General features: G+C 72.1%; 17 protein-coding genes and 1 tRNA gene. 5 read left to right on the forward strand and 13 right to left on the reverse strand.

Annotated elements, in window-relative coordinates; translation table 11 throughout:
• Positions 1 to 29: 29 nt before the first annotated feature.
• The 5 genes from BJ958_RS26300 to pdxY form a co-directional block, all read right to left on the reverse strand.
• Positions 30 to 557 (reverse strand): hypothetical protein, encoded by a 528-nt coding sequence (locus BJ958_RS26300; protein ID WP_179729709.1) that lies wholly within the window; start codon positions 555 to 557, stop codon positions 30 to 32.
• Positions 558 to 599: 42 nt separating this feature from the next.
• A complete protein-coding gene (locus BJ958_RS26305) occupies positions 600 to 1712 on the reverse strand; it encodes an ATP-dependent DNA ligase (protein WP_179729710.1) in 1113 nt (370 codons plus the stop codon).
• A 42-nt stretch (positions 1713 to 1754) separates the two neighbouring features.
• Entirely contained in the window at positions 1755 to 2159 is a 405-nt protein-coding gene (locus BJ958_RS26310) for an HNH endonuclease signature motif containing protein (RefSeq protein ID WP_179729711.1), read from the reverse strand.
• 44 nt (positions 2160 to 2203) lie between these two features.
• Positions 2204 to 2279, reverse strand: a tRNA-Thr gene (locus BJ958_RS26315).
• A gap of 37 nt (positions 2280 to 2316) precedes the next feature.
• On the reverse strand, positions 2317 to 3180 hold the full coding sequence (pdxY, locus tag BJ958_RS26320; protein ID WP_179729712.1) for a pyridoxal kinase PdxY: 864 nt from the start codon (positions 3178 to 3180) through the stop codon (positions 2317 to 2319).
• A gap of 134 nt (positions 3181 to 3314) precedes the next feature.
• Here pdxY and BJ958_RS26325 point away from each other — a divergent pair, with 134 nt between their 5' ends.
• The gene (locus tag BJ958_RS26325; protein WP_179729713.1) at positions 3315 to 4970 is read left to right on the forward strand and encodes a GMC family oxidoreductase; all 1656 of its coding nucleotides are present in this window, start codon (positions 3315 to 3317) and stop codon (positions 4968 to 4970) included.
• Positions 4967 to 6529: a succinic semialdehyde dehydrogenase gene (locus BJ958_RS26330; RefSeq protein WP_273520206.1), complete on the forward strand. Its 1563-nt coding sequence runs from the start codon at positions 4967 to 4969 to the stop codon at positions 6527 to 6529. The genes BJ958_RS26325 and BJ958_RS26330 overlap by 4 nt, the downstream gene beginning before the upstream one ends.
• A 30-nt stretch (positions 6530 to 6559) precedes the next feature.
• Here BJ958_RS26330 and BJ958_RS26335 read toward each other — a convergent pair whose 3' ends face one another.
• Entirely contained in the window at positions 6560 to 7003 is a 444-nt protein-coding gene (locus BJ958_RS26335) for an Hsp20/alpha crystallin family protein (protein WP_179729714.1), read from the reverse strand.
• A gap of 77 nt (positions 7004 to 7080) precedes the next feature.
• Here BJ958_RS26335 and BJ958_RS26340 point away from each other — a divergent pair, with 77 nt between their 5' ends.
• Positions 7081 to 7368: a MerR family transcriptional regulator gene (locus tag BJ958_RS26340; protein WP_179729715.1), complete on the forward strand. Its 288-nt coding sequence runs from the start codon at positions 7081 to 7083 to the stop codon at positions 7366 to 7368.
• On the opposite strand, the gene BJ958_RS26345 is transcribed toward BJ958_RS26340, so the two are convergent.
• From BJ958_RS26345 to BJ958_RS26370, 6 genes are all read right to left on the reverse strand, one after another.
• Entirely contained in the window at positions 7356 to 8141 is a 786-nt protein-coding gene (locus BJ958_RS26345; protein WP_179729716.1) for a dioxygenase family protein, read from the reverse strand. The genes BJ958_RS26340 and BJ958_RS26345 overlap by 13 nt on opposite strands.
• A 69-nt stretch (positions 8142 to 8210) precedes the next feature.
• Positions 8211 to 8873, reverse strand: coding sequence for a uracil-DNA glycosylase (locus BJ958_RS26350; RefSeq protein ID WP_179730407.1), 663 nt, complete (start codon positions 8871 to 8873; stop codon positions 8211 to 8213).
• A 361-nt stretch (positions 8874 to 9234) separates the two neighbouring features.
• Positions 9235 to 10686 (reverse strand): pyridoxal phosphate-dependent decarboxylase family protein, encoded by a 1452-nt coding sequence (locus tag BJ958_RS26355; RefSeq protein ID WP_179729717.1) that lies wholly within the window; start codon positions 10684 to 10686, stop codon positions 9235 to 9237.
• Positions 10676 to 11983: an MFS transporter gene (locus BJ958_RS26360; RefSeq protein WP_179729718.1), complete on the reverse strand. Its 1308-nt coding sequence runs from the start codon at positions 11981 to 11983 to the stop codon at positions 10676 to 10678. The genes BJ958_RS26355 and BJ958_RS26360 overlap by 11 nt, the downstream gene beginning before the upstream one ends.
• Positions 11980 to 13164, reverse strand: coding sequence for an alpha/beta fold hydrolase (locus BJ958_RS26365; RefSeq protein WP_218865980.1), 1185 nt, complete (start codon positions 13162 to 13164; stop codon positions 11980 to 11982). Before BJ958_RS26365 ends, BJ958_RS26360 begins: the two co-directional genes overlap by 4 nt.
• A gap of 70 nt (positions 13165 to 13234) precedes the next feature.
• Complete coding sequence (locus BJ958_RS26370; protein ID WP_179729719.1) at positions 13235 to 14659, reverse strand: trehalose-6-phosphate synthase; 1425 nt, start codon at positions 14657 to 14659, stop codon at positions 13235 to 13237.
• Positions 14660 to 14759: 100 nt separating this feature from the next.
• Between BJ958_RS26370 and BJ958_RS26375 the strand changes: the two genes are divergently transcribed.
• Together BJ958_RS26375 and BJ958_RS26380 are read left to right on the forward strand one after the other, a co-directional pair.
• Positions 14760 to 16040: a sensor histidine kinase gene (locus BJ958_RS26375; RefSeq protein WP_179729720.1), complete on the forward strand. Its 1281-nt coding sequence runs from the start codon at positions 14760 to 14762 to the stop codon at positions 16038 to 16040.
• A gap of 10 nt (positions 16041 to 16050) precedes the next feature.
• Positions 16051 to 16713 (forward strand): response regulator, encoded by a 663-nt coding sequence (locus tag BJ958_RS26380; protein WP_179729721.1) that lies wholly within the window; start codon positions 16051 to 16053, stop codon positions 16711 to 16713.
• On the opposite strand, the gene BJ958_RS26385 is transcribed toward BJ958_RS26380, so the two are convergent.
• On the reverse strand, positions 16698 to 17708 hold the full coding sequence (locus tag BJ958_RS26385) for a Gfo/Idh/MocA family protein (protein ID WP_179729722.1): 1011 nt from the start codon (positions 17706 to 17708) through the stop codon (positions 16698 to 16700). The two genes, BJ958_RS26380 and BJ958_RS26385, sit on opposite strands and share 16 nt — an antisense overlap.
• Positions 17709 to 17710: the final 2 nt, after the last annotated feature.

A 17710-nucleotide genomic window follows, 5' to 3' on the forward strand; every position in this document is an offset into this window, starting at 1 on the left:
CGGTATCTGCTCGGCACCTGCGCCGCGGGTCAGGCCTGCTCGTGCTCCAGCAGGTGCAGGACGGGTACGCCGAGCTTGCGGCGCGCGCGTGAGGTCCAGTCGACGTGGAAGAACTCGGCGACCAGGTGGGGGCGGGTCAGGATGATCGACTCCCGGCCGTCGACCTCCTTCACCTTGCTGATCAGGGCGTCGACCGGCGGCTCGGTGACGATGGAGACGGAGCCGATGACCGCGCCCGCGGCGACCAGCGCCTCACGGGTCGTGGCGAGGTCGCGCTCGGCCTGGTCGCGGTACTCCCCGCGCAGCCGCTCGATCTCGTCGGGCGAGGGCGTGATGGGCGGGGCGATCAGGTCGGCGCCACCGATGACGCCGAGCGAGGCCTCGACGGCGGCCGCTGCGTCCGCCATCGGCAGCAGCACGTGGTACTGGACCTCGATCGTCGGGTCGTCGTCGAGCTCCTGGTGCAGGCCGCGGACCTGGGCGGCGTCGGCAGCGGTGAGCGCCTGCTCGATGAGCAGGACGACGGCGTACGGTTCCTCGCGGGGAGCGGTGCTCATGACACCATCCTGCCGTTCCCGTGGTCGCGCGTCAGCCCCCGGTCAGCCCCCGAGGACGTCCGCGAGGTCGTAGCGCACCGGCTGCTCGAGCTGGTCGTAGCCGCACGACTCCGGGTCACGGTCCTCGCGCCACCGCTTGAAGTGCGCGGTGTGGCGGAAGCGCCGGCCCTCCATGGCGTCGTACTTCACCTCGATCACGCGCTCGGGCCGCAGGGGCGTGAACGAGAGGTCCTTGCCCTGGCTCCACCGGCTCTGCGTGCCGGGCTGGCGGCCGGGGTTGGCGACCAGGAACTCCTGCCAGCGCCCCCACGGGTGGTCCTCGATCGGCACGACCAGCGGCTGCAGCTCGTGCCACAGCTCGGCCCGGCGCGCGGCGGTGAAGCTCGCGCTGACGCCGATGTGCTGCAGCTCGCCGCCGTCGTACAGGCCCAGCAGCAGGCTGCCGATCAGCGGGTTCCCGGGCGTGCTCGTCTTGTGCTCGCGGTAGCCGGCGAGGACCACGTCGGCGGTGCGCTCGTGCTTGATCTTCAGCATGGTCCGGGCGTTCGGTGCGTACGGCGCGCTCAGCGGCTTGGCCACCACGCCGTCGAGCCCGGCTCCCTCGAACTGGTGGAACCACTCCTCGGCGACCGCCGGGTCGGTGCTGGTGCGGGTGAGGTGGCAGCGGCCCTCGTCGGCGGACAGGTGGACGAGCGCCTCCTCGAGGGCCGCGCGCCGCTGCGCGAACGGCCGCTCCAAGTAGCTCTCGTCGCCCAGGGCCAGCAGGTCGAAGGCCACGAAGTCCGCCGGCGTCTGCTCGGCCAGCAGGTTGATCCGCGACGCAGCCGGGTGGATCCGCTCCTGCAGCACCTCGAACTGCAGGCGCCCCTTCCCGTCGTCGCCGTCGAGCGCCACGAAGATCTCCCCGTCGAGCACGCACCGCTCGGGCAGCTCGGCCCTCATCGCCTCCACCAGCTCGGGGAAGTAGCGCGTCAGCGGCTTGGTGTTGCGACTCGCCAGCTCCACCTCGTCGCCGTCGCGGAACACGATGCACCGGAACCCGTCCCACTTGGGCTCGAAGCTGAGCCCGAGGGGGTCGTGCTTCGCCGGGTCCGGTACGCCGGACACGGCCTTCGCGAGCATGGGCAGGACGGGCGGCATCACGGGCAGGTCCACGGTGGTGAGACTAGTCAGGATGCCGACACTCATCGCTGGGGATCAGTACGACTGGCCGTTGGCGTATCGCTCCCGCCGGAAGTGCCGGCCCTTGCCCCGGTTGCGGTTCTTGAACGTCGGGAGCTGGGAGTCGCAGTTGGGGCAGACCATGCGCAGGTTGTCGCGGTGGTTGTTGGTGGCATCGCCGTCGATGTGGTCGAGCACGAAGACCAGGGGGCGGTCGTTCCACTCCTCCGCGATGCCGCAGATCTCGCAGCAGCCGTGCTGGGCGTCGAGGAGGTAGCGCCGGATGTAGTGGCCCTTCTCGCCGGCAATGGATCCGATGCCTGTGCGCAGCCAAGCTGCGGTCTTGGCTGTGCGTTCGGCGGAACGTTGGCAGCGGTTGCTGCAGAACACCTTCTGGCTGGGCTTGGTGAGCGGGCTGCCGCACCCGAGACAGTTCGACATGGGCGGACCGTACTGAGTGGATCCGACAGAACCTGTCGGACCGGTGGAGCCGCGTGTCGGAATCGAACCGACGACATTCGCTTTACAAGAGCGACACTCTGCCAACTGAGTTAACGCGGCGTGCGCCCGAGTCCCACGGGCGCGAGGGCCATCGTAGTCAGCGCAGCTGCGTGACCTCGAACCGCTCGTCCGGTACGGCGATCGCGTCCTGCGCCGCGATCAGCCGCAGCTCCCGCTCGCCCGACTCCAGCGTCGCCGCGAGCACGTCGTACACCGACGCCACGGTCCGGCCCAGGGCGACGGCGGCGGAGCCGGTGCTGTGCAGGTGGGCGGTGAACAGGGCGGCGGTGATGTCGCCGGAGCCGTTGGCCTTCATGGGCAGGCGGGGCGTCTGCACGATCCAGGCGCCGTCACCGGTGACCGCGATCATCTCGATCACGTCGTCGGGAGCGCCGAGCCGCTCGACCGAGGTGACCAGCACGGTCGAGGGGCCCATCGACCTGACCTCGTCGGCGGCCTCCAGCACGGCGTCGAGGGAGGACGGGCCGGACAGCTCGTCGCGCCCGGTGATGAAGCCCAGCTCGAACTGGTTGGGCGTGAGGATGTCCGCGACCGGGACCACCGAGGAGCGGATGATCGGCGGGATCTCCGGGTTCACGAAGCAGCCCGACTTCGCGTTGCCCATCACCGGGTCGCAGGTGTACGTCGCGGCGGGGTTCGCCGCCTTCACCTTCTGCACGGCCTCGACGATCACCGCCGCCACGGCGGGGGAGCCCTGGTAGCCGGACAGCACCGCGTCGCACGTCGCGAGCACGCCACGGTCCTCGATGCCGGTGATCACCTCGGCCACGTCGGAGGGCGCGAGCAGCGGGCCGCGCCAGGCGCCGTACCCGGTGTGGTTGGAGAAGTGCACCGTGAACACCGGCCACACCTCGTGGCCCAGGCGCTGCAGCGGGAAGACCGCCGCGGAGTTGCCGACGTGGCCGTAGGCGACCGAGGACTGGATGGACAGGATCCGCACGGACGTCATCCTCCCAGCCGCCCCTCGTCAAGACGAGAACACGAAACACTTTCGTGAAGAAACTAGAACGCGTTACAGTGAGCCGGCCGGGCCCCCGAATGACCCCGGTCACACGAGCGAAGGATGGGAAGCGGATGGCGAAGCGCGCGGCGTACGGCAACGAGGCTGACTACGTGGTGGTCGGATCGGGCAGCTCCGGGTCGATCGTCGCCGGACGGCTGGCCCAGTCCGGTGCGAGCGTGATCCTGCTCGAGGCCGGCAAGTCCGACGACAAGGGCATGCACGGCTACTTCACGAAGAAGCCCGGCATGATCGGCCCGATGCACTCCGAGCCGCGGCTCGAGAGGCTCTTCGACTGGGGATACCGCTCGGTCCCGCAGCCCGGCCTCGACGGCCGCCGGATGCCTGCCCCGCGCGGCAAGGTCGGCGGCGGCTCGAGCTCGGTCAACGGCATGGTCTACGTACGCGGCAACCGCGCCAACTACGACTCGTGGGCGGCCGAGGGCAACGCCGGCTGGGACGCCGACAGCGTCAACGAGGCGTTCAAGCGCTACGAGGACTTCGAGGACGGCGAGAACGCCTACCGGGGCGCCGGCGGTCCGATCAAGATCACCCGCAACAAGACGCCGCAGGAGGCCAGCCTCCAGTTCATCCAGGCCACCGCCGACACCCTCGGCGTGAAGGTCCTCGACGACTACAACGCCGCCGAGCAGGAGGGCATCGCCCGGATGCAGCAGAACGCTGCCGACGGCCTGCGCTACTCCTCGACCCGCGGCTACGTCCACAACCTCGCGCCGCGCACGCTCGAGTTCCAGACCGAGGTCCACGTGACCAAGGTCGTCATCGAGAACGGCCGCGCCACCGGCGTCGAGGTCATCGACCAGGGCAAGGGTGGCGGCACCCGCCGGTTCATCAGGGCGGGCAAGGAGGTCATCGTCTCGGCCGGCTTCGCCAACAGCCCGCAGCTGCTGATGCTCTCCGGCATCGGCCACGCCGACCACCTCGCCAGCGTCGGCATCGACTGCATCGCGGACCTTCCCGTCGGCGACAACCTGCACGACCACCTGTTCCACCCGATGTCGTTCCACGTGCCGAGCGTCACGTACCGCGGCAACGCCTGGACCTTCTTCAAGGGCATGGCACGCGACCTGACCCGGGGCGGCTCGTTCCTCGACAACTCGGTCTTCGAGTCCGTCGGCTTCGTGCGTACGTCGGCCGCCACCGACATCCCGGACCTCCAGCTGCACATGCTGCCCTGGGCCTACCCGAGCCCCAACCAGGACGAGCCGATCCGCCACATCCCCGACGGCCGCCCGTCGCTGACCGTCTTCTCGACGCTGATCTACCCGAAGAGCCGCGGCACCCTGCGCCTCGCGTCGTCCGACCCGACGGCCGCCCCGCTCATCGACTACGGCTTCTTCCAGGACCCCGCCGACGTCGAGGTGCTCGCCGAGGGCACCGAGATGATCCGCGAGATCATGGCCTCGGCCGCGTTCGGTGGCGCGGTCAAGGAGGAGATCCACCCCGGACCGTCGATCCCCAACGGCAAGGAGCTGCGGGTCGCGCTCAAGAACCGGTCGACCTCCGTCTACCACGGCGTCGGCACCTGCCGGATGGGCGTCGACGAGCGCGCCGTGGTCGGCCCGGACCTCAAGGTGCGCGGCGTCGAGGGCCTGCGCGTCGCGGACGCCTCGATCATGCCGAGCATCACCGGCGGCAACACCAACGCCCCGTGCTACATGATCGGCGAGAAGGCCGCCGAGATCATCCTGGGCGGAGCCGACTGGTGAGCGCGGCGAAGCGCCCCGCCTCGGTCACCGACGAGCTCCTCGAGCGGCTGGTCGCCCGGGTCCCCGGCCGCAGCGGCGCGACCTGGAAGCTCACCGAGGTCTACACCGGCGAGGTGCTCGTCGAGCTCCCGCAGTCGACCCCCGAGGACATCGAGGACGCCTTCGCGAAGGCCCGCGCCGCCCAGGAGCTGTGGGCCCAGTGGCCGGTCGCCAAGCGGCTCGAGGTCTTCGACCGCGCGCACACGCTGCTCGTCGACAACGCCCACACCACCGCCGACCTGATCCAGGTCGAGAGCGGCAAGAACCGGCGGATGGCGATCGAGGAGACCTGCGACCCGCCGATGGTGATGTCGTACTACCTCAAGCGCGCCAAGAAGCTGCTCGCCCCGAAGAAGCACGGCGGCCCGGTGCCGATCGTGTCCGGCTCGACCGAGGTCCGCGTGCCCAAGGGCGTCGTCGGCATCATCGCGCCGTGGAACTTCCCGTTCGCGACAGGTCTCTCCGACGCGATCCCGGCGCTCATCGCCGGCAACGCCGTCGTGGTCAAGCCCGACAACAAGACGGCGCTCTCGCCGCTCTACGGCATCTCGCTGCTCGAGGAGGCGGGCCTGCCCAAGGGCCTGTTCCAGGTCGTGTGCGGTGAGGGCCCCGACGTGGGCCCGACCCTGATCGACAACGCCGACTACGTCATGTTCACCGGCTCGACCGCGACCGGCCGGGTGATCGGCGAGCGCGCGGGCCGCAACCTGATCGGCTGCTGCCTCGAGCTCGGCGGCAAGAACCCGATGATCGTGCTCGACGACGTGAACGTCGAGGAGTGGGTCGAGGGCACCACCTTCGGCGTCTTCGGCAACACGGGCCAGATCTGCATGCACATCGAGCGGATCTACCTGCCCGAGAGTCGGTACGACGAGCTCAAGTCGGCCTTCGTCACCCGGGCCGCCAACCTCGAGATCGGGGCGGCGTACGACTTCGGGCCGGAGATCGGCTCCCTGGTCAGCCCCGACCACCGCGACCGCGTCGCCTCGCACGTCGAGGACGCCGTCGCCAAGGGGGCGACCGTGCTCACCGGCGGGCGCGCGCGGCCCGACATCGGCCCGGCGTTCTTCGAGCCCACGGTGCTCGAGGGCGTCACCAAGGACATGCTGGCCGGCCACACCGAGACCTTCGGGCCGGTCGTCTCGCTGTACTCCTACCGCACCGTCGACGAGGCCATCCACCTCGCCAACGACACCGACTACGGCCTCAACGCCTCGGTGTGGAGCGGCGACCTGGCCCGCGCCGAGGCCGTGGCCGCGCGGATCGAGTCCGGCAACGTCAACATCAACGACGCGCTGGCGACGGCGTACGCCTCGAAGGGCTCGCCGTCGGGCGGCGTGAAGAAGTCCGGCGTCGGCGCGCGCCACGGCGACCAGGGCCTGCTCAAGTACACCGACGCCAAGAACGTCGCCGTGCTCAAGAAGCAGGTCATGGGACCCCGCCCGGGCCAGGCCTACGACGCGTACGTCAAGCAGATGCTGAGCTCGCTCAAGCTGATGCGGAGGCTCCGCGTCCGCTGAGCGTGTCGGCGGACGCGGAGCCCCTGCGGGTCAGGCCTCGATCGCCTCGTGGTCGGCCGCGGGGGAGGTGCCGGCGATCTCGATCTTGCGTGGCTTGGCCTTCTCCGCGACGGGGATGACCAGGCGCAGCACGCCGTCGGCGTAGGCCGCCTCGATCCGCTCCAGGTCGAGGTTGTCGCCGAGGACCAGCTGACGCGAGAACTGGCCGTGGGTCCGCTCGGACGCCAGGCGCTGCCAGTCGCCGTTGCCGGCGACCCGCTCGGCCTTGATGGTCAGCACGTTGCGCTCGACGTCGATGTCGATGCTCTCCTTGCTGATGCCGGGCAGGTCGAACTCGAGCACGAACTGCTCGCCCTGGCGCCAGGCGTCCATCGGCATCACGGCCGGCCGGTTCGTCGTACCAAGCCCGGCGCCCAGGAGCTGGCCGGCGAGCCGGTCGAAGTCACGGAACGGGTCGGTGGTACGCAGCAACATGACATGTCTCCCTTCGGGTTCACCGGCGTTCGGCCGGTCACTGGATCTGCAATGACCGTTATAGATAATCTGCCGTCATGAATCAAGGCACCGGGGAGTGGAACCGCGGGGTCTACGCGATCTCGGTCGCGGCGGACATGACCTCGCTGCAGATCCAGAACATCCGCGTCTACGAGCGCCGCGGCCTGGTGGAGCCCGCACGGAGCGCGGGCGGCACCAGGCTCTACAGCCGCGCCGACATCGAGACGTTGCACCGGATCCGCGACCTGCTCGCAGACGGGCTCAACCTGGCCGGGATCGCCAAGGTGCTCGAGCTCGAGGCCGAGGTGGCCCGGCTGCGGCGGCGACTGGCTCAGGCCACCTGAAGGCTGCGCTTCGACAGGCCCATCCAGAACCCGTCGATCACCTGGTCGCCGGGCTCGGTGGGGTCGGTCGCTGCGCCGAGGGTGACGAACAGCGGGGTGTAGTGCTCGACCGTCGGGTGGGCGAACGGCATGCCCGGCGCCTTGTCGCGGTACGACGCCAGCTCGTCGACGTCGCCGCGGGCCATCGCCTCGCCGGCCCAGGCGTCGAAGTCCGAGGACCATCCGGGGGCGGCGGCGTCGAGCTGCCACGAGGTCAGGAACGGCAGTCCGTGGGTGAGGAAGCCGGAGCCGATGATGAGCACGCCCTCGTCGCGCAGCGGCTTGAGCCGGCGGCCGATCTCCATCAGCCGCCCCGGGTCGTGGGTGGGCATCGACATCTGCAGGACCGGGATGTCGGCCTCGGGGTACATGATCTTCAGCGGCACCCACGCGCCGTGGTCGAGGCCGCGCGAGGAGTGCTGGTGGATCGGCTCGGTGCGCGGCATCATCGCGGCCACCTGCTTCGCGAACGCCGTGGCGTCGGGCGTCTCGTAGGTCATCTGGTAGTACTTCGGCGCGAACCCGCCGAAGTCGTAGACCAGCGGCACGCCGCTCGCGGTGAGCGAGAGGGGAGCCGACTCCCAGTGAGCGCTGACGATCAGGATCGCCTTGGGACGCGGCAGGTCGCCTGCCCAGGCGGCGAGCTGGCTCGACCACAGCGCATCGTCGAGGAGCGGGGGCGCGCCGTGCCCGATGTAGAGGGCCGGCATCCGGTTGCTGGTGTCCGTCGTCATGTCCACTCCAATAGTTGAGACTTCAACTATATTCCCCGACGTCGCTCGGGACAAGGGCGCCAGACGACGTCAGGCCGGCAGCGCCCAGTCGACCGGCCGCCCGCCGCGCTCCGTCAGCAGGGCGTTGACCCGGCTGAACGGCCGCGAGCCGAAGAACCCGCGCGAGGCCGACAGCGGTGAGGGGTGCGGCGACTCGACCGACGGGATCGGGCCCAGGTGCGGCTTGAGCGTCTGCGCGTCGCGTCCCCACAAGACGGCGGCCATCGGCGCGCCCGCCTCGGCCCGCCGGACGACGGCCTGGATCGCGCACGCCGTGACGTGCTCCCAGCCCTGGTTGCGGTGCGATCCCGGCTCGCCGGGCCGCACGGTCAGCACCCGGTTGAGCAGCATGACGCCCTGGTCGGCCCAGCCGGTGAGGTCGCCGTGGCCGGGCGGGACGAAGCCGACGTCGTTGGCCAGCTCCTGGTAGATGTTCGCGAGGCTGCGGGGGATCGGGCGTACGCCGCGGTCGACGGCGAAGCTGAGGCCGATGGGGTGCCCGGGCGTCGGGTACGGGTCCTGCCCCACGATCAGCACCCGGACGTCGGCGAGCGGGCGCCGGAACGCGCGGAAGACGTGCTCGCCGGCCGGGAGGTACGTGCGGCCCGCGGCGATCTCGGCGCGCAGGAACTGCCCGAGCGAGGTGACCCGGTCCTCGACCGGTGCGAGGGCCTCGGCCCAGTCAGCGGCCATCAGGCCCTGGTCGACGAGTCCCTGGAGAGCACCCACGGCCGAACCCTAGGACACCAAAGGTGTCGCGGTCCCCCCAGACCCCACCCCTCCAGAGGATCCGGCCGTGGTTGCTGCTCCCTGTCGCCGCGTGGCCGGCGCGCGCCCCTCTCCCTCCCAGGGGCGCACGGCCGGCGTACGGCGTAGCTCCGACGCGGATCTCGAGCCCTGCTGGTCCTCCGGGGGCACTCCCGGCAATGGGGTGCCGGATCCCGGTGGGGCTCCCTCCAGCGGGCCTGAGGTCCGCGTCGGTAGTGAGAAATCTACGGAGCGGGGAGGGGTGCGGGCATCGGGAAGGCGGCCGGGACCCGTTAGTCCTTTGGGACTATGTCCCGGACGCGAACGACCCGGTGACCGGCTCGGGGACAGGTCTGGCCAGCCGGTCGAGGAAGGCCACCAGCACGGCCTCCCGCAGCGCCGGCGGCGCGACGTCGAGCAGCGCGTTGACCGGAGCCATCCGCTCGGGCAGCCCGAGCGCACCGTCGTCACCGGCCAGGCCGCCCGCCGCCAGCAGCAGGTCGAGCTCGGCGTCGCCGAGGCTCGCCGGGTCGAGGGTGCGCAGCAGCTCGGCCACCCCCGCGTCGACCGGCACCGGTCCGGCGGCCCGCGCGGCCTCCACGGAGGAGCCGAGCGCGGCCAGGAAGGCCGTCGCGTCGGTGGCCGCGCTGATCGCGACGTGCAGGGACGGCGCCCGGTCGCCGTAGGACAGCTGGGGCTGGACGAACCACCCGCGCGCCGCCATCTCGTCGCACACGGTGAACACGTCGAGGTCCGCGTCGGCGGTCGCGGCGACCAGCGTCGACTCGGGAGTGGCCACCAGCGAGAGGCCCGGCAGGGCGGCGATCCCCGCCGCGATGGCGTCCGTGGCGCACAGCGCCTGCTCGGCCAGCCGGAGGTACCCGTCGTCGCCGATCGCCCGCACCGTCGCCCACGCCCCGGCCGTCGGGCCGCCCGAGCGCGTGGACTGCAAGGTGGCGTTGAGCATCGTGTAGCCCGGCCAGCCCGCGTGGGCGAAGTACTGCGGCCGGCGCAGCGCGGGGTCGCGGTGCAGCAGGAGCGAGGCGCCCTTGGGTGCGTAGGCGTACTTGTGCAGGTCGGTCGAGATCGAGGTGACGCCCTCGACGGCGAACGTCCAGGGCGTGACCGGCCGGCCCAGCCGGGCGGCGTACGGCAGCACCCAGCCGCCGATGCACGCGTCGACGTGGCAGCGCACGCCCCGGGCCGCAGCGGCCGCGGCGATCTCGGGGACCGGGTCGACCACCCCGTCGGCGTACGACGGCGCGCTCGCCACCACCAGCACCGTGCTGTCGTCGATGGCGGCCGCCACGGCCGCCGGGTCCGCGCGGTGGTCGGGGCCGGTCGGCACCACGACCACCCGGACGCCGAAGTAGTGCCCGGCCTTGTGGAAGGCGGCGTGCACCGTGTCGGGTACGACGATCGACGGGTCGCGGACGTCGGGTCGCGAGTCCCGCGCACCCTGCACCGCGAGCAGGCAGGACTCCGTGCCGCCGGAGGTCAGCGTGCCGACCATCGTCGCGGGGCCGTCGACCAGCGAGCGGGCGAAGGCCACCAGGTCGTTCTCCATCGCCAGCAGGCTCGGGAACGCCGTCGGGTCCAGGCCGTTGCTGCCGGCAAACGCGGCCACCGCCTCGCGGGCCAGGGCGTCGACCTCGGCCAGCCCGGCGTCGTAGACGTAGGCGAGGGTGCGCCCGCCGTGCACCGGCAGGTCGTCCTCCTGCAGTGCGGCCAGCCGGGCGCGGATGTCCTCAGGCGTCAACGAGATCGACCTCCCTCTCGTCGAGAGCGTAGCCACGGAGCCACCACAGGCTCGCCAGCACCAGCACCGCCGGCAGCACCGAGAAGCCGAGCGTGATCGCGGTGACCGCGGAGTCGGGCTGCACCACGTCGCCGCTGTCGCTCGACCGGTAGGACCCGAGCGCCAGCACCACCGCGAACAGGCCGGGTCCCAGCGCCAGGCCGAGGGTCTCGCCCGCGGTCCACACGCCGGTGTAGACGCCGACCCGCGACGACCCGGTGCGACGCGCGTCGACCGCCGCCGCGTCCGGGAGCATCGCCATCGGGAACACCTGCACGCCGGCGTACCCGACGCCGACCAGGCCGACCGCGGCGAACACCACGGCCGACGGTGCGTGCCCGGCGAGCACGGCCAGCGCGGCTCCGGTGGCGAGCACGAGCGAGGAGGCGAGGTAGCCCCGCTTCTTGCCGATCCGCTGTCCGAGCGCCGCCCACGCAGGCGTCAGCAGCAGCGCCGGGCCGACGAAGCACACGAAGAGGATGGTCGAGGCACCGTCGCGCTCGAGCACGTCACCCGCGAGGTAGTCGACGCCGGCGAGCATGCAGCCGGTGGCCAGCGCCTGCACGACGAAGGTGACGAGCAGCAGCCGGAAGTCCCGCGCCGCGGCGACGAGGCGGAGCTGGTCGCGCAGGCTGCCCGGGCCCGGCGCGACCTCGCCGATCCGCGCGCCGCGGGTGCCGCGGTAGGCGAGCAGCGCGCCGGTGACGATGATGGCGGCCATCACGAGGCCCATCACGCGGTAGCCGTCGCGCCCGCCGACCGCGTCCCGGATCGCCGGTGCGCTGGCGCCTGCGAGCAGGATCGTGAACGCGAGGATCGCCACCCGCCAGGTCATCAGCCGGGTGCGCTCGGCGTAGGAGTCGGTGATCTCCGCGGGCATGGCGACGTACGGCACCTGGAAGAACGCGTACGCCGTCGCGCAGGCCAGGAAGGCGACCAGCACCCACGCCGCGTCGAAGGCGCGCGAGCCGAGGTCGGGCCCGGCGAAGAGCACGGCGAAGCACACGCCCAGCGCCAGCCCGGCCCGCAGCAGCCACGGCCGCCGCGGTCCGCGCGGGTCGACCGTGCGGTCGCTGATCCGTCCCGCGACCGGGTTGAGGACGACGTCCCACGCCTTCGGCAGCAGCACGATCGCGCCCGCCAGCAGCGCGGGCACGGCGAGCGTGTCGGTCAGGTAGGGGAGCAGCATCAGGCCGGGGACGGTGCCGAACGCGCCCGTGGCGACCGAGCCGGCGCCGTACCCGATCCGGAGGCTCACTTGCCGAGCGCTCGTGACGCTGCCGAGGAGTGCCGCCGCTTGCGGTTGGTGCCGATGGGCGTGGCTGGGCGGTTGTCGGTCGACCACTCGGTGATCCACTCGTCCATCGCCAGCCAGGTGGTGGTCCGCGCGGCGCGGCCGGTCAGCATCCCGAGGTGCCCGCCGGGCACGACCTCGAAGCGGACCTCCGGCGACTTCGTCAGCAGCGGTACGACGGCCCGCACCGCCGGGACCGGCGCGATCCCGTCGGTGGACCCGCCGAACACCAGCACCGGGACGGTGATCTCGCCCAGGTCGATGGTCCGGTCGTCGAGCTCGAAGGTGCCGCTGGCGAGCTGGTTGCCCTTCGCGAAGCGGTGGTAGAGCTGTCCGAACGTGCGGCCCGGGTAGGCGATCATGTTCGAGGTGAAGTGGTCGACCGCCTCGACCTGCGCGAGGAACTCGCGGTCGTCGACGTGGGTCGCCAGTGCGATCGGCTTGGTCACCAGCTTCTGGAAGGCGGTGAGCTGGAAGGCCCACTTCACCAGCGGCTTCGGCGCCCCGCCGAGCATCTGGTAGCCCTTGGTGATCGGGCCCTTGCCGTTGAACAGGTTGAGCAGCGGCCGGAACGGCGCCAGCAGCGGCACCAGCGAGATGTCGATCGGCGAGCCGACGACCGTCAGGGACGCGACGGGCAGCTCCCCGGAGCGTTCGTCGGCCAGGGTGAGCAGCGAGAAGATGCCGCCCAGCGACCAGCCGATCACGTGCACCGGACGGCCGCCGGCGTGCTCGGACACGGCACGGATCGCGCTCGGCACGACCTCGTCCACCCAGTGCTCCATGCCGAGGTTGCGGTCGCGGAAGGACACCTCGCCGTACTCGACGAGGTACGTCGGGCGGCCCTCGGTCACGAAGTGCTCGACCAGCGAGCAGCCGCGGCGCAGGTCGTAGCAGCTCGACGGCGCGGCCAGGGGGGTGACCAGCAGCACCGGGTCGCCGTGCTCCTGGACGTGGCCGGACGGGCGGTAGTGGTACACCTCCCGCAGCGTGCCGTCGTCGATCAGCGTGCGCGGCATGGGACGCAGGTCGGCCACGCCGCCGTAGAGCAGCTTGTGGGCGACGTTGCTCGCGGCAGCGACGACCTGGTCCGGGGCGGGGAGCAGGCCGGCGCCCGGGACGGAGCGCAGGGGCACCAGATCCATGAGCGAAAACTACCGCGTGGTAGCCACTCGTGAGGCCGTCGTCCGGGGACCGGTGACCCGCCTCCCGGTCTCAGGAGAGGGTCGCCGGCCGCACCGACTTGGTGTGGCTGTGGCTGTCGTCCTCGAGCTCGGTCATGAAGCTGTCGGCCCAGGCCTTCACGTCGTGCTGCGCGATCTGGCGCCGCATCGCCTTCATCCGCCGGGTCAGCTCCTTGGGCTCGGCCTCGTAGGCCTCCAGCAGCGCCGCCTTCATGCCGTTCATGTCGTAGGGGTTGACCAGCCAGGCCTGGCGCAGCTCGTCGGCCGCACCCGCGAACTCCGAGAGCACCAGGGCGCCGTCGTCGTCGACCCGGCAGGCGACGTACTCCTTGGCGACCAGGTTCATGCCGTCGCGGTAGGGCGTGACGACCATGATGTCGGCGGCGCGGTAGAGCGCGGCCATCTCCTCGCGGGGGTACGACGTGTGCAGGTAGCTCACCGCCGGGCGGCCGATCCGGCCGAGGTCGCCGTTGATCCGGCCGACCAGGAGCTCGATGTCGTCGCGCAGGTTGCGGTAGTGCTCGACCCGCTCGCGTGAGGGGACGGCGACCTGGACGAAGACGGCGTCGTCCACGGTGAGCGCGCCGTCGCGGATCAGCTCGCCGAAGGCGCGCAGCCGGGCGTGGATGCCCTTGGTGTAGTCGAGCCGGTCGATGCCGAGGAAGATCTTGCGCGGGTTGCCGAGGGCGTCGCGGATCGCCTCCGCGCGCTCGGCGACCGCCTCGGAGCGGGCCAGCTCCTCGAAGCCGGCGGCGTCGATCGAGATCGGGAAGGCGGCGGCGCGCACGGTGCGGCCGTCGGGCAGGTAGACGAGGTCGCGGTGCGTCTTGTGGCCGACGCGCTGGCGGACCAGGCGGATGAAGTTCTGCGCGGCACCGGGCAGCTGGAAGCCGACCAGGTCGGCGCCGAGCAGGCCCTCGAGGATCTGGCGGCGCCACGGCAGCTGCTGGAACAGCTCGGCCGGCGGGAACGGGATGTGCAGGTAGAAGCCGATCCTCAGGTCCGGGCGCAGCTCGCGCAGCATCTGCGGCACCAGCTGCAGCTGGTAGTCGTGGACCCACACGGTCGCGCCGTCGTTGGCCAGCTCGGCGGTGCGCTCGGCGAAGCGACGGTTGACCTTCACGTAGGTGTCCCACCACTCGCGGTGGAACTCCGGCTTCGCGACGACGTCGTGGTACAGCGGCCACAGGGTGCCGTTGGAGAAGCCCTCGTAGTGCTCCTCGATCTCCTCGGCCGACATCGCGAGGGGCACCAGGTCGAGGCCGTCGACCTTGAACGGCTTGAACGCCTTCGTGCCTCCCGGCCAGCCGATCCAGACCCCGTCGTGGGCCCGCATCACGGGCTCGATGGCCGAGACCAGGCCGCCGGGTGACCGGCGCCAGTGGGCCTTCCCGTTGCGGTCGGTGACACGGTCGACGGGAAGGCGGTTGGCGACGATCACGAGGTCATGGCCCACGTGGTCACCCTAGTGGGAACGCGGTTGTCGGGCTGGCCCGACAGCAGGGTGTCGTGCTGGCAGGATTCAGCCGACGACCTCCACCGACCACGCTGGACCCATGACCGAGAACCCGGTGCTGCCCCCGCCCGCCCACCCGCCGACCCGGCGGTGGCTGCGGGACACCGGCTACGCCTTCGCGGCGCTGCCGCTCGCCCTCGTCGCGCTGGTGGTGGTGATCGCCTTCGTGTCCGCCGGGCTCGGCCTGGCCGTGGTGGTCGGTGGCGTGTTCGTCCTCGTCGTGGGGGTGTACGCCGCCCGCGGGTTCGCCCACGTCGAGCGCCGCCGCCTCGCGGTGCTCGTCGGGCGGCCGGTCCCGGAGCCGGCGTACCTGCGGGCGCGCCGCGAGGACGGCTTCTGGCGCCGGTCGCTGACGCCGCTGCGCGACCCGCAGTCGTGGCTGGACGTGGTGTGGTCGCTGGTCGGGTGGATCACCGCGACGGTGGCGTTCTGCGTGGCGATGGCCTGGTGGGCCTCGGTGCTCGGCGGGCTGTCCTACTGGTTCTGGGAGCGGTTCGTCCCGCGCGACGACAGCGATGCGCAGAGCCTGGCCGACCTGGTCGGGCTCGGCGACAGCCGGGCCGCCGACGTGGGTCTGGTGACCGGGATCGGCGTCCTCGCGCTGGTGACGCTGCCGTTCGCGATGAGGTTCGCGGCCGTCGTGCACGCGAGCCTGGCGTCGGTGCTGCTGACCAGCCGTGCCGAGCTGCAGGGCCGGGTGGCGCACGTCGAGGAGAGTCGGGAGTCCGCACACCGGGCCGAGGCCGAGTCGCTGCGCAGGCTCGAGCGCGACATCCACGACGGCCCGCAGCAGCGGCTGATCCGCCTCGGCATGGACCTCGGCCGGGCCCGGGTGCAGCTGGCCGAGGACCCCGCGACCGCCGCCCGCACCCTCGACGCCGCCGTGGCCCAGACCCGCGAGGCGGTCGAGGAGCTCCGTGCGCTGTCGCGGGGGATCGCCCCGCCGCTGCTGGTCGACCGCGGCCTGGCCGCCGCCGTCGCCGAGATGGCGGACGGCCAGCCGATCCCGGTCCGGGTCACCGCCGACCTGCCGCCGAGGCTTCCGCTCGCCGTCGAGACCGCCGCCTACTTCGTGGCGGCCGAGGCGCTGACCAACGTGGTCAAGCACAGCGGTGCCGACCGCGCCGACCTCGCACTCGCGCTCGTCGACGGGCACCTGGAGGTGACCGTCGACGACAACGGCTGCGGCGGGGCGACCGACGTGCCCGGGCACGGTCTCGCCGGCCTGCGCGAGCGTCTCGCCGGCGTCGACGGCACCCTGGTCGTCGCCTCGCCCGAAGGCGGCCCGACCCGGCTGCGTGCGCAGGTGCCGCTGCGGTGAGGATGGCGCCGTGAGGATCGTGGTCGCCGACGACTCCGTGCTGCTGCGCGAGGGACTCCAGCTCCTGCTCGCCGAGGCCGGGCACGAGGTCGTGGCAGCGGTGGGCGACGGGCCGGCCCTGGTCGACGCGGTGCTCGAGCAGCGACCGGACCTGGCGATCGTCGACGTACGGATGCCGCCCAGCCACACCGACGAGGGCCTGCGCGCTGCCGTGGCGTGCCGGAAGGCGTGGCCGCAGGCGCGGGTGCTGGTCCTGTCGCAGTACGTCGTCGCGTCCTACGCCGACGAGCTGCTCGCCACGGGGGAGGGCGGCGTCGGCTACCTGCTCAAGGACCGGGTCAGCGAGGTCCGGGAGTTCCTCGACGCGCTGGTCACGGTCGCCGACGGCGGCGCCGTGCTGGACCCGGTCGTGGTCAAGCACCTGATGGGCCGGCAGCGCGACCCGCTCGCCGCGCTGACGCCACGCGAGCGCGAGGTGCTCGCGCTGATGGCCGAGGGCCGCTCCAACGCTGCCGTCGCCGAGGCGCTCGTCGTGTCGCTGGCCGCGGTCGAGAAGCACACGCAGCGGATCTTCGCGAAGCTCGGGCTCAGCCCCGACGACGACCAGTCGCACCGTCGGGTGGTGGCCGTGGTGCGCTTCCTGCGCGCGGACCAGGCTCAGTCGCCGGGGTAGCGGATGCCCAGGTCGGCCCGCAGCGCGTCCATCTGGCGCAGGATCGTGAGCGTCTGCGCGTGCGGGACCAGCGGGCTCTCGCGGAGCCCGGCCCGGAGGCAGCGGTCCACCTCGGCCGCCTCGTTGCCGTAGCCGCGGCCGACCACCGGCTCGTCCCCGGTCAGCACGACCTGCTGCTCGGGACGGCCGACCGGCGTGAAGACCGCTGCGCGCGGGTGGTGGAAGTCGCCCTGCAGCTCGATCCGGCCCAGGTCGGTGGCGATCGACGCGGACCGGCTCGACCACGACGTCATCGATGCGTGCATCGTGGCGACGGCGCCGCCCGGGTAGCGCCCGGCGATCGCGACGTCGAGGTCGACACCACTCGGGCTGAGCGTGCCGACGCCGCGCAGCTCCTCGGCCTCGCCGAGCACCAGGTGGGCGAAGGTCAGCGGGTAGATCCCCATGTCGAGCAGCGCGCCGCCGCCGAGGTCCGGCGCGAGCAGGCGGTCCGTCGGGGGAGCGTCGACCCGGAAGCCCAGCTCGGCCGCCAGGTGGTACGGCGTGCCGAACCGGCCGCTCGCCAGCTCACGACGCAGCTCCCGGACGACCGGGTGGCACGCCGTCCACATCGCCTCCATGAGGAACCGGTCGTGCTCGGATGCGAGCCGCACCATCTCCTCGGCGTCGGAGGTGCGCAGGGTCAGCGGCTTCTCGCACAGCACGTGCTTGCCGGCCCGGAACGCCGCCCGGGCGCCGGCGAGGTGGAGGGAGTGCGGCGTCGCGATGTAGACCACGTCCACCGCGGGGTCGGCCACCAGCGCCTCGTAGCTGCCGTGGACGCGGGTGCCGCTGTCGCCGTACCCGCTCGCGAAGGCCTGCGCGGACTCCTCGCTCCTCGAGCCCACCGCCGCGAGCCGCGCGCCCGGGACCAGGGCCAGGTCGGCCGCGAACGACCGGGCGATCTTGCCGGTGGCGAGGATGCCCCAGCCGAGGGGGTCCGGGTTGCCCGTCATGC

The sequence above is a fragment of the Nocardioides kongjuensis genome (assembly GCF_013409625.1).
Classification (GTDB): Bacteria; Actinomycetota; Actinomycetes; order Propionibacteriales; family Nocardioidaceae; genus Nocardioides; species Nocardioides kongjuensis.

Bases quoted from the DNA above. Each gene is read 5' to 3' on its own strand.
- BJ958_RS26300 (WP_179729709.1), bottom strand. From the start codon at position 557: ATGAGCACCGCTCCCCGCGAGGAACCGTACGCCGTCGTCCTGCTCATC.
- BJ958_RS26365 (WP_218865980.1), bottom strand. From the start codon at position 13,164: ATGGATCTGGTGCCCCTGCGCTCCGTCCCGGGCGCCGGCCTGCTCCCC.
- BJ958_RS26375 (WP_179729720.1), top strand. From the start codon at position 14,760: ATGACCGAGAACCCGGTGCTGCCCCCGCCCGCCCACCCGCCGACCCGG.
- BJ958_RS26310 (WP_179729711.1), bottom strand. From the start codon at position 2,159: ATGTCGAACTGTCTCGGGTGCGGCAGCCCGCTCACCAAGCCCAGCCAG.
- BJ958_RS26345 (WP_179729716.1), bottom strand. From the start codon at position 8,141: ATGACGACGGACACCAGCAACCGGATGCCGGCCCTCTACATCGGGCAC.
- BJ958_RS26350 (WP_179730407.1), bottom strand. From the start codon at position 8,873: ATGGCCGCTGACTGGGCCGAGGCCCTCGCACCGGTCGAGGACCGGGTC.
- BJ958_RS26325 (WP_179729713.1), top strand. From the start codon at position 3,315: ATGGCGAAGCGCGCGGCGTACGGCAACGAGGCTGACTACGTGGTGGTC.
- BJ958_RS26335 (WP_179729714.1), bottom strand. From the start codon at position 7,003: ATGTTGCTGCGTACCACCGACCCGTTCCGTGACTTCGACCGGCTCGCC.
- BJ958_RS26385 (WP_179729722.1), bottom strand. From the start codon at position 17,708: ATGACGGGCAACCCGGACCCCCTCGGCTGGGGCATCCTCGCCACCGGC.
- BJ958_RS26340 (WP_179729715.1), top strand. From the start codon at position 7,081: ATGAATCAAGGCACCGGGGAGTGGAACCGCGGGGTCTACGCGATCTCG.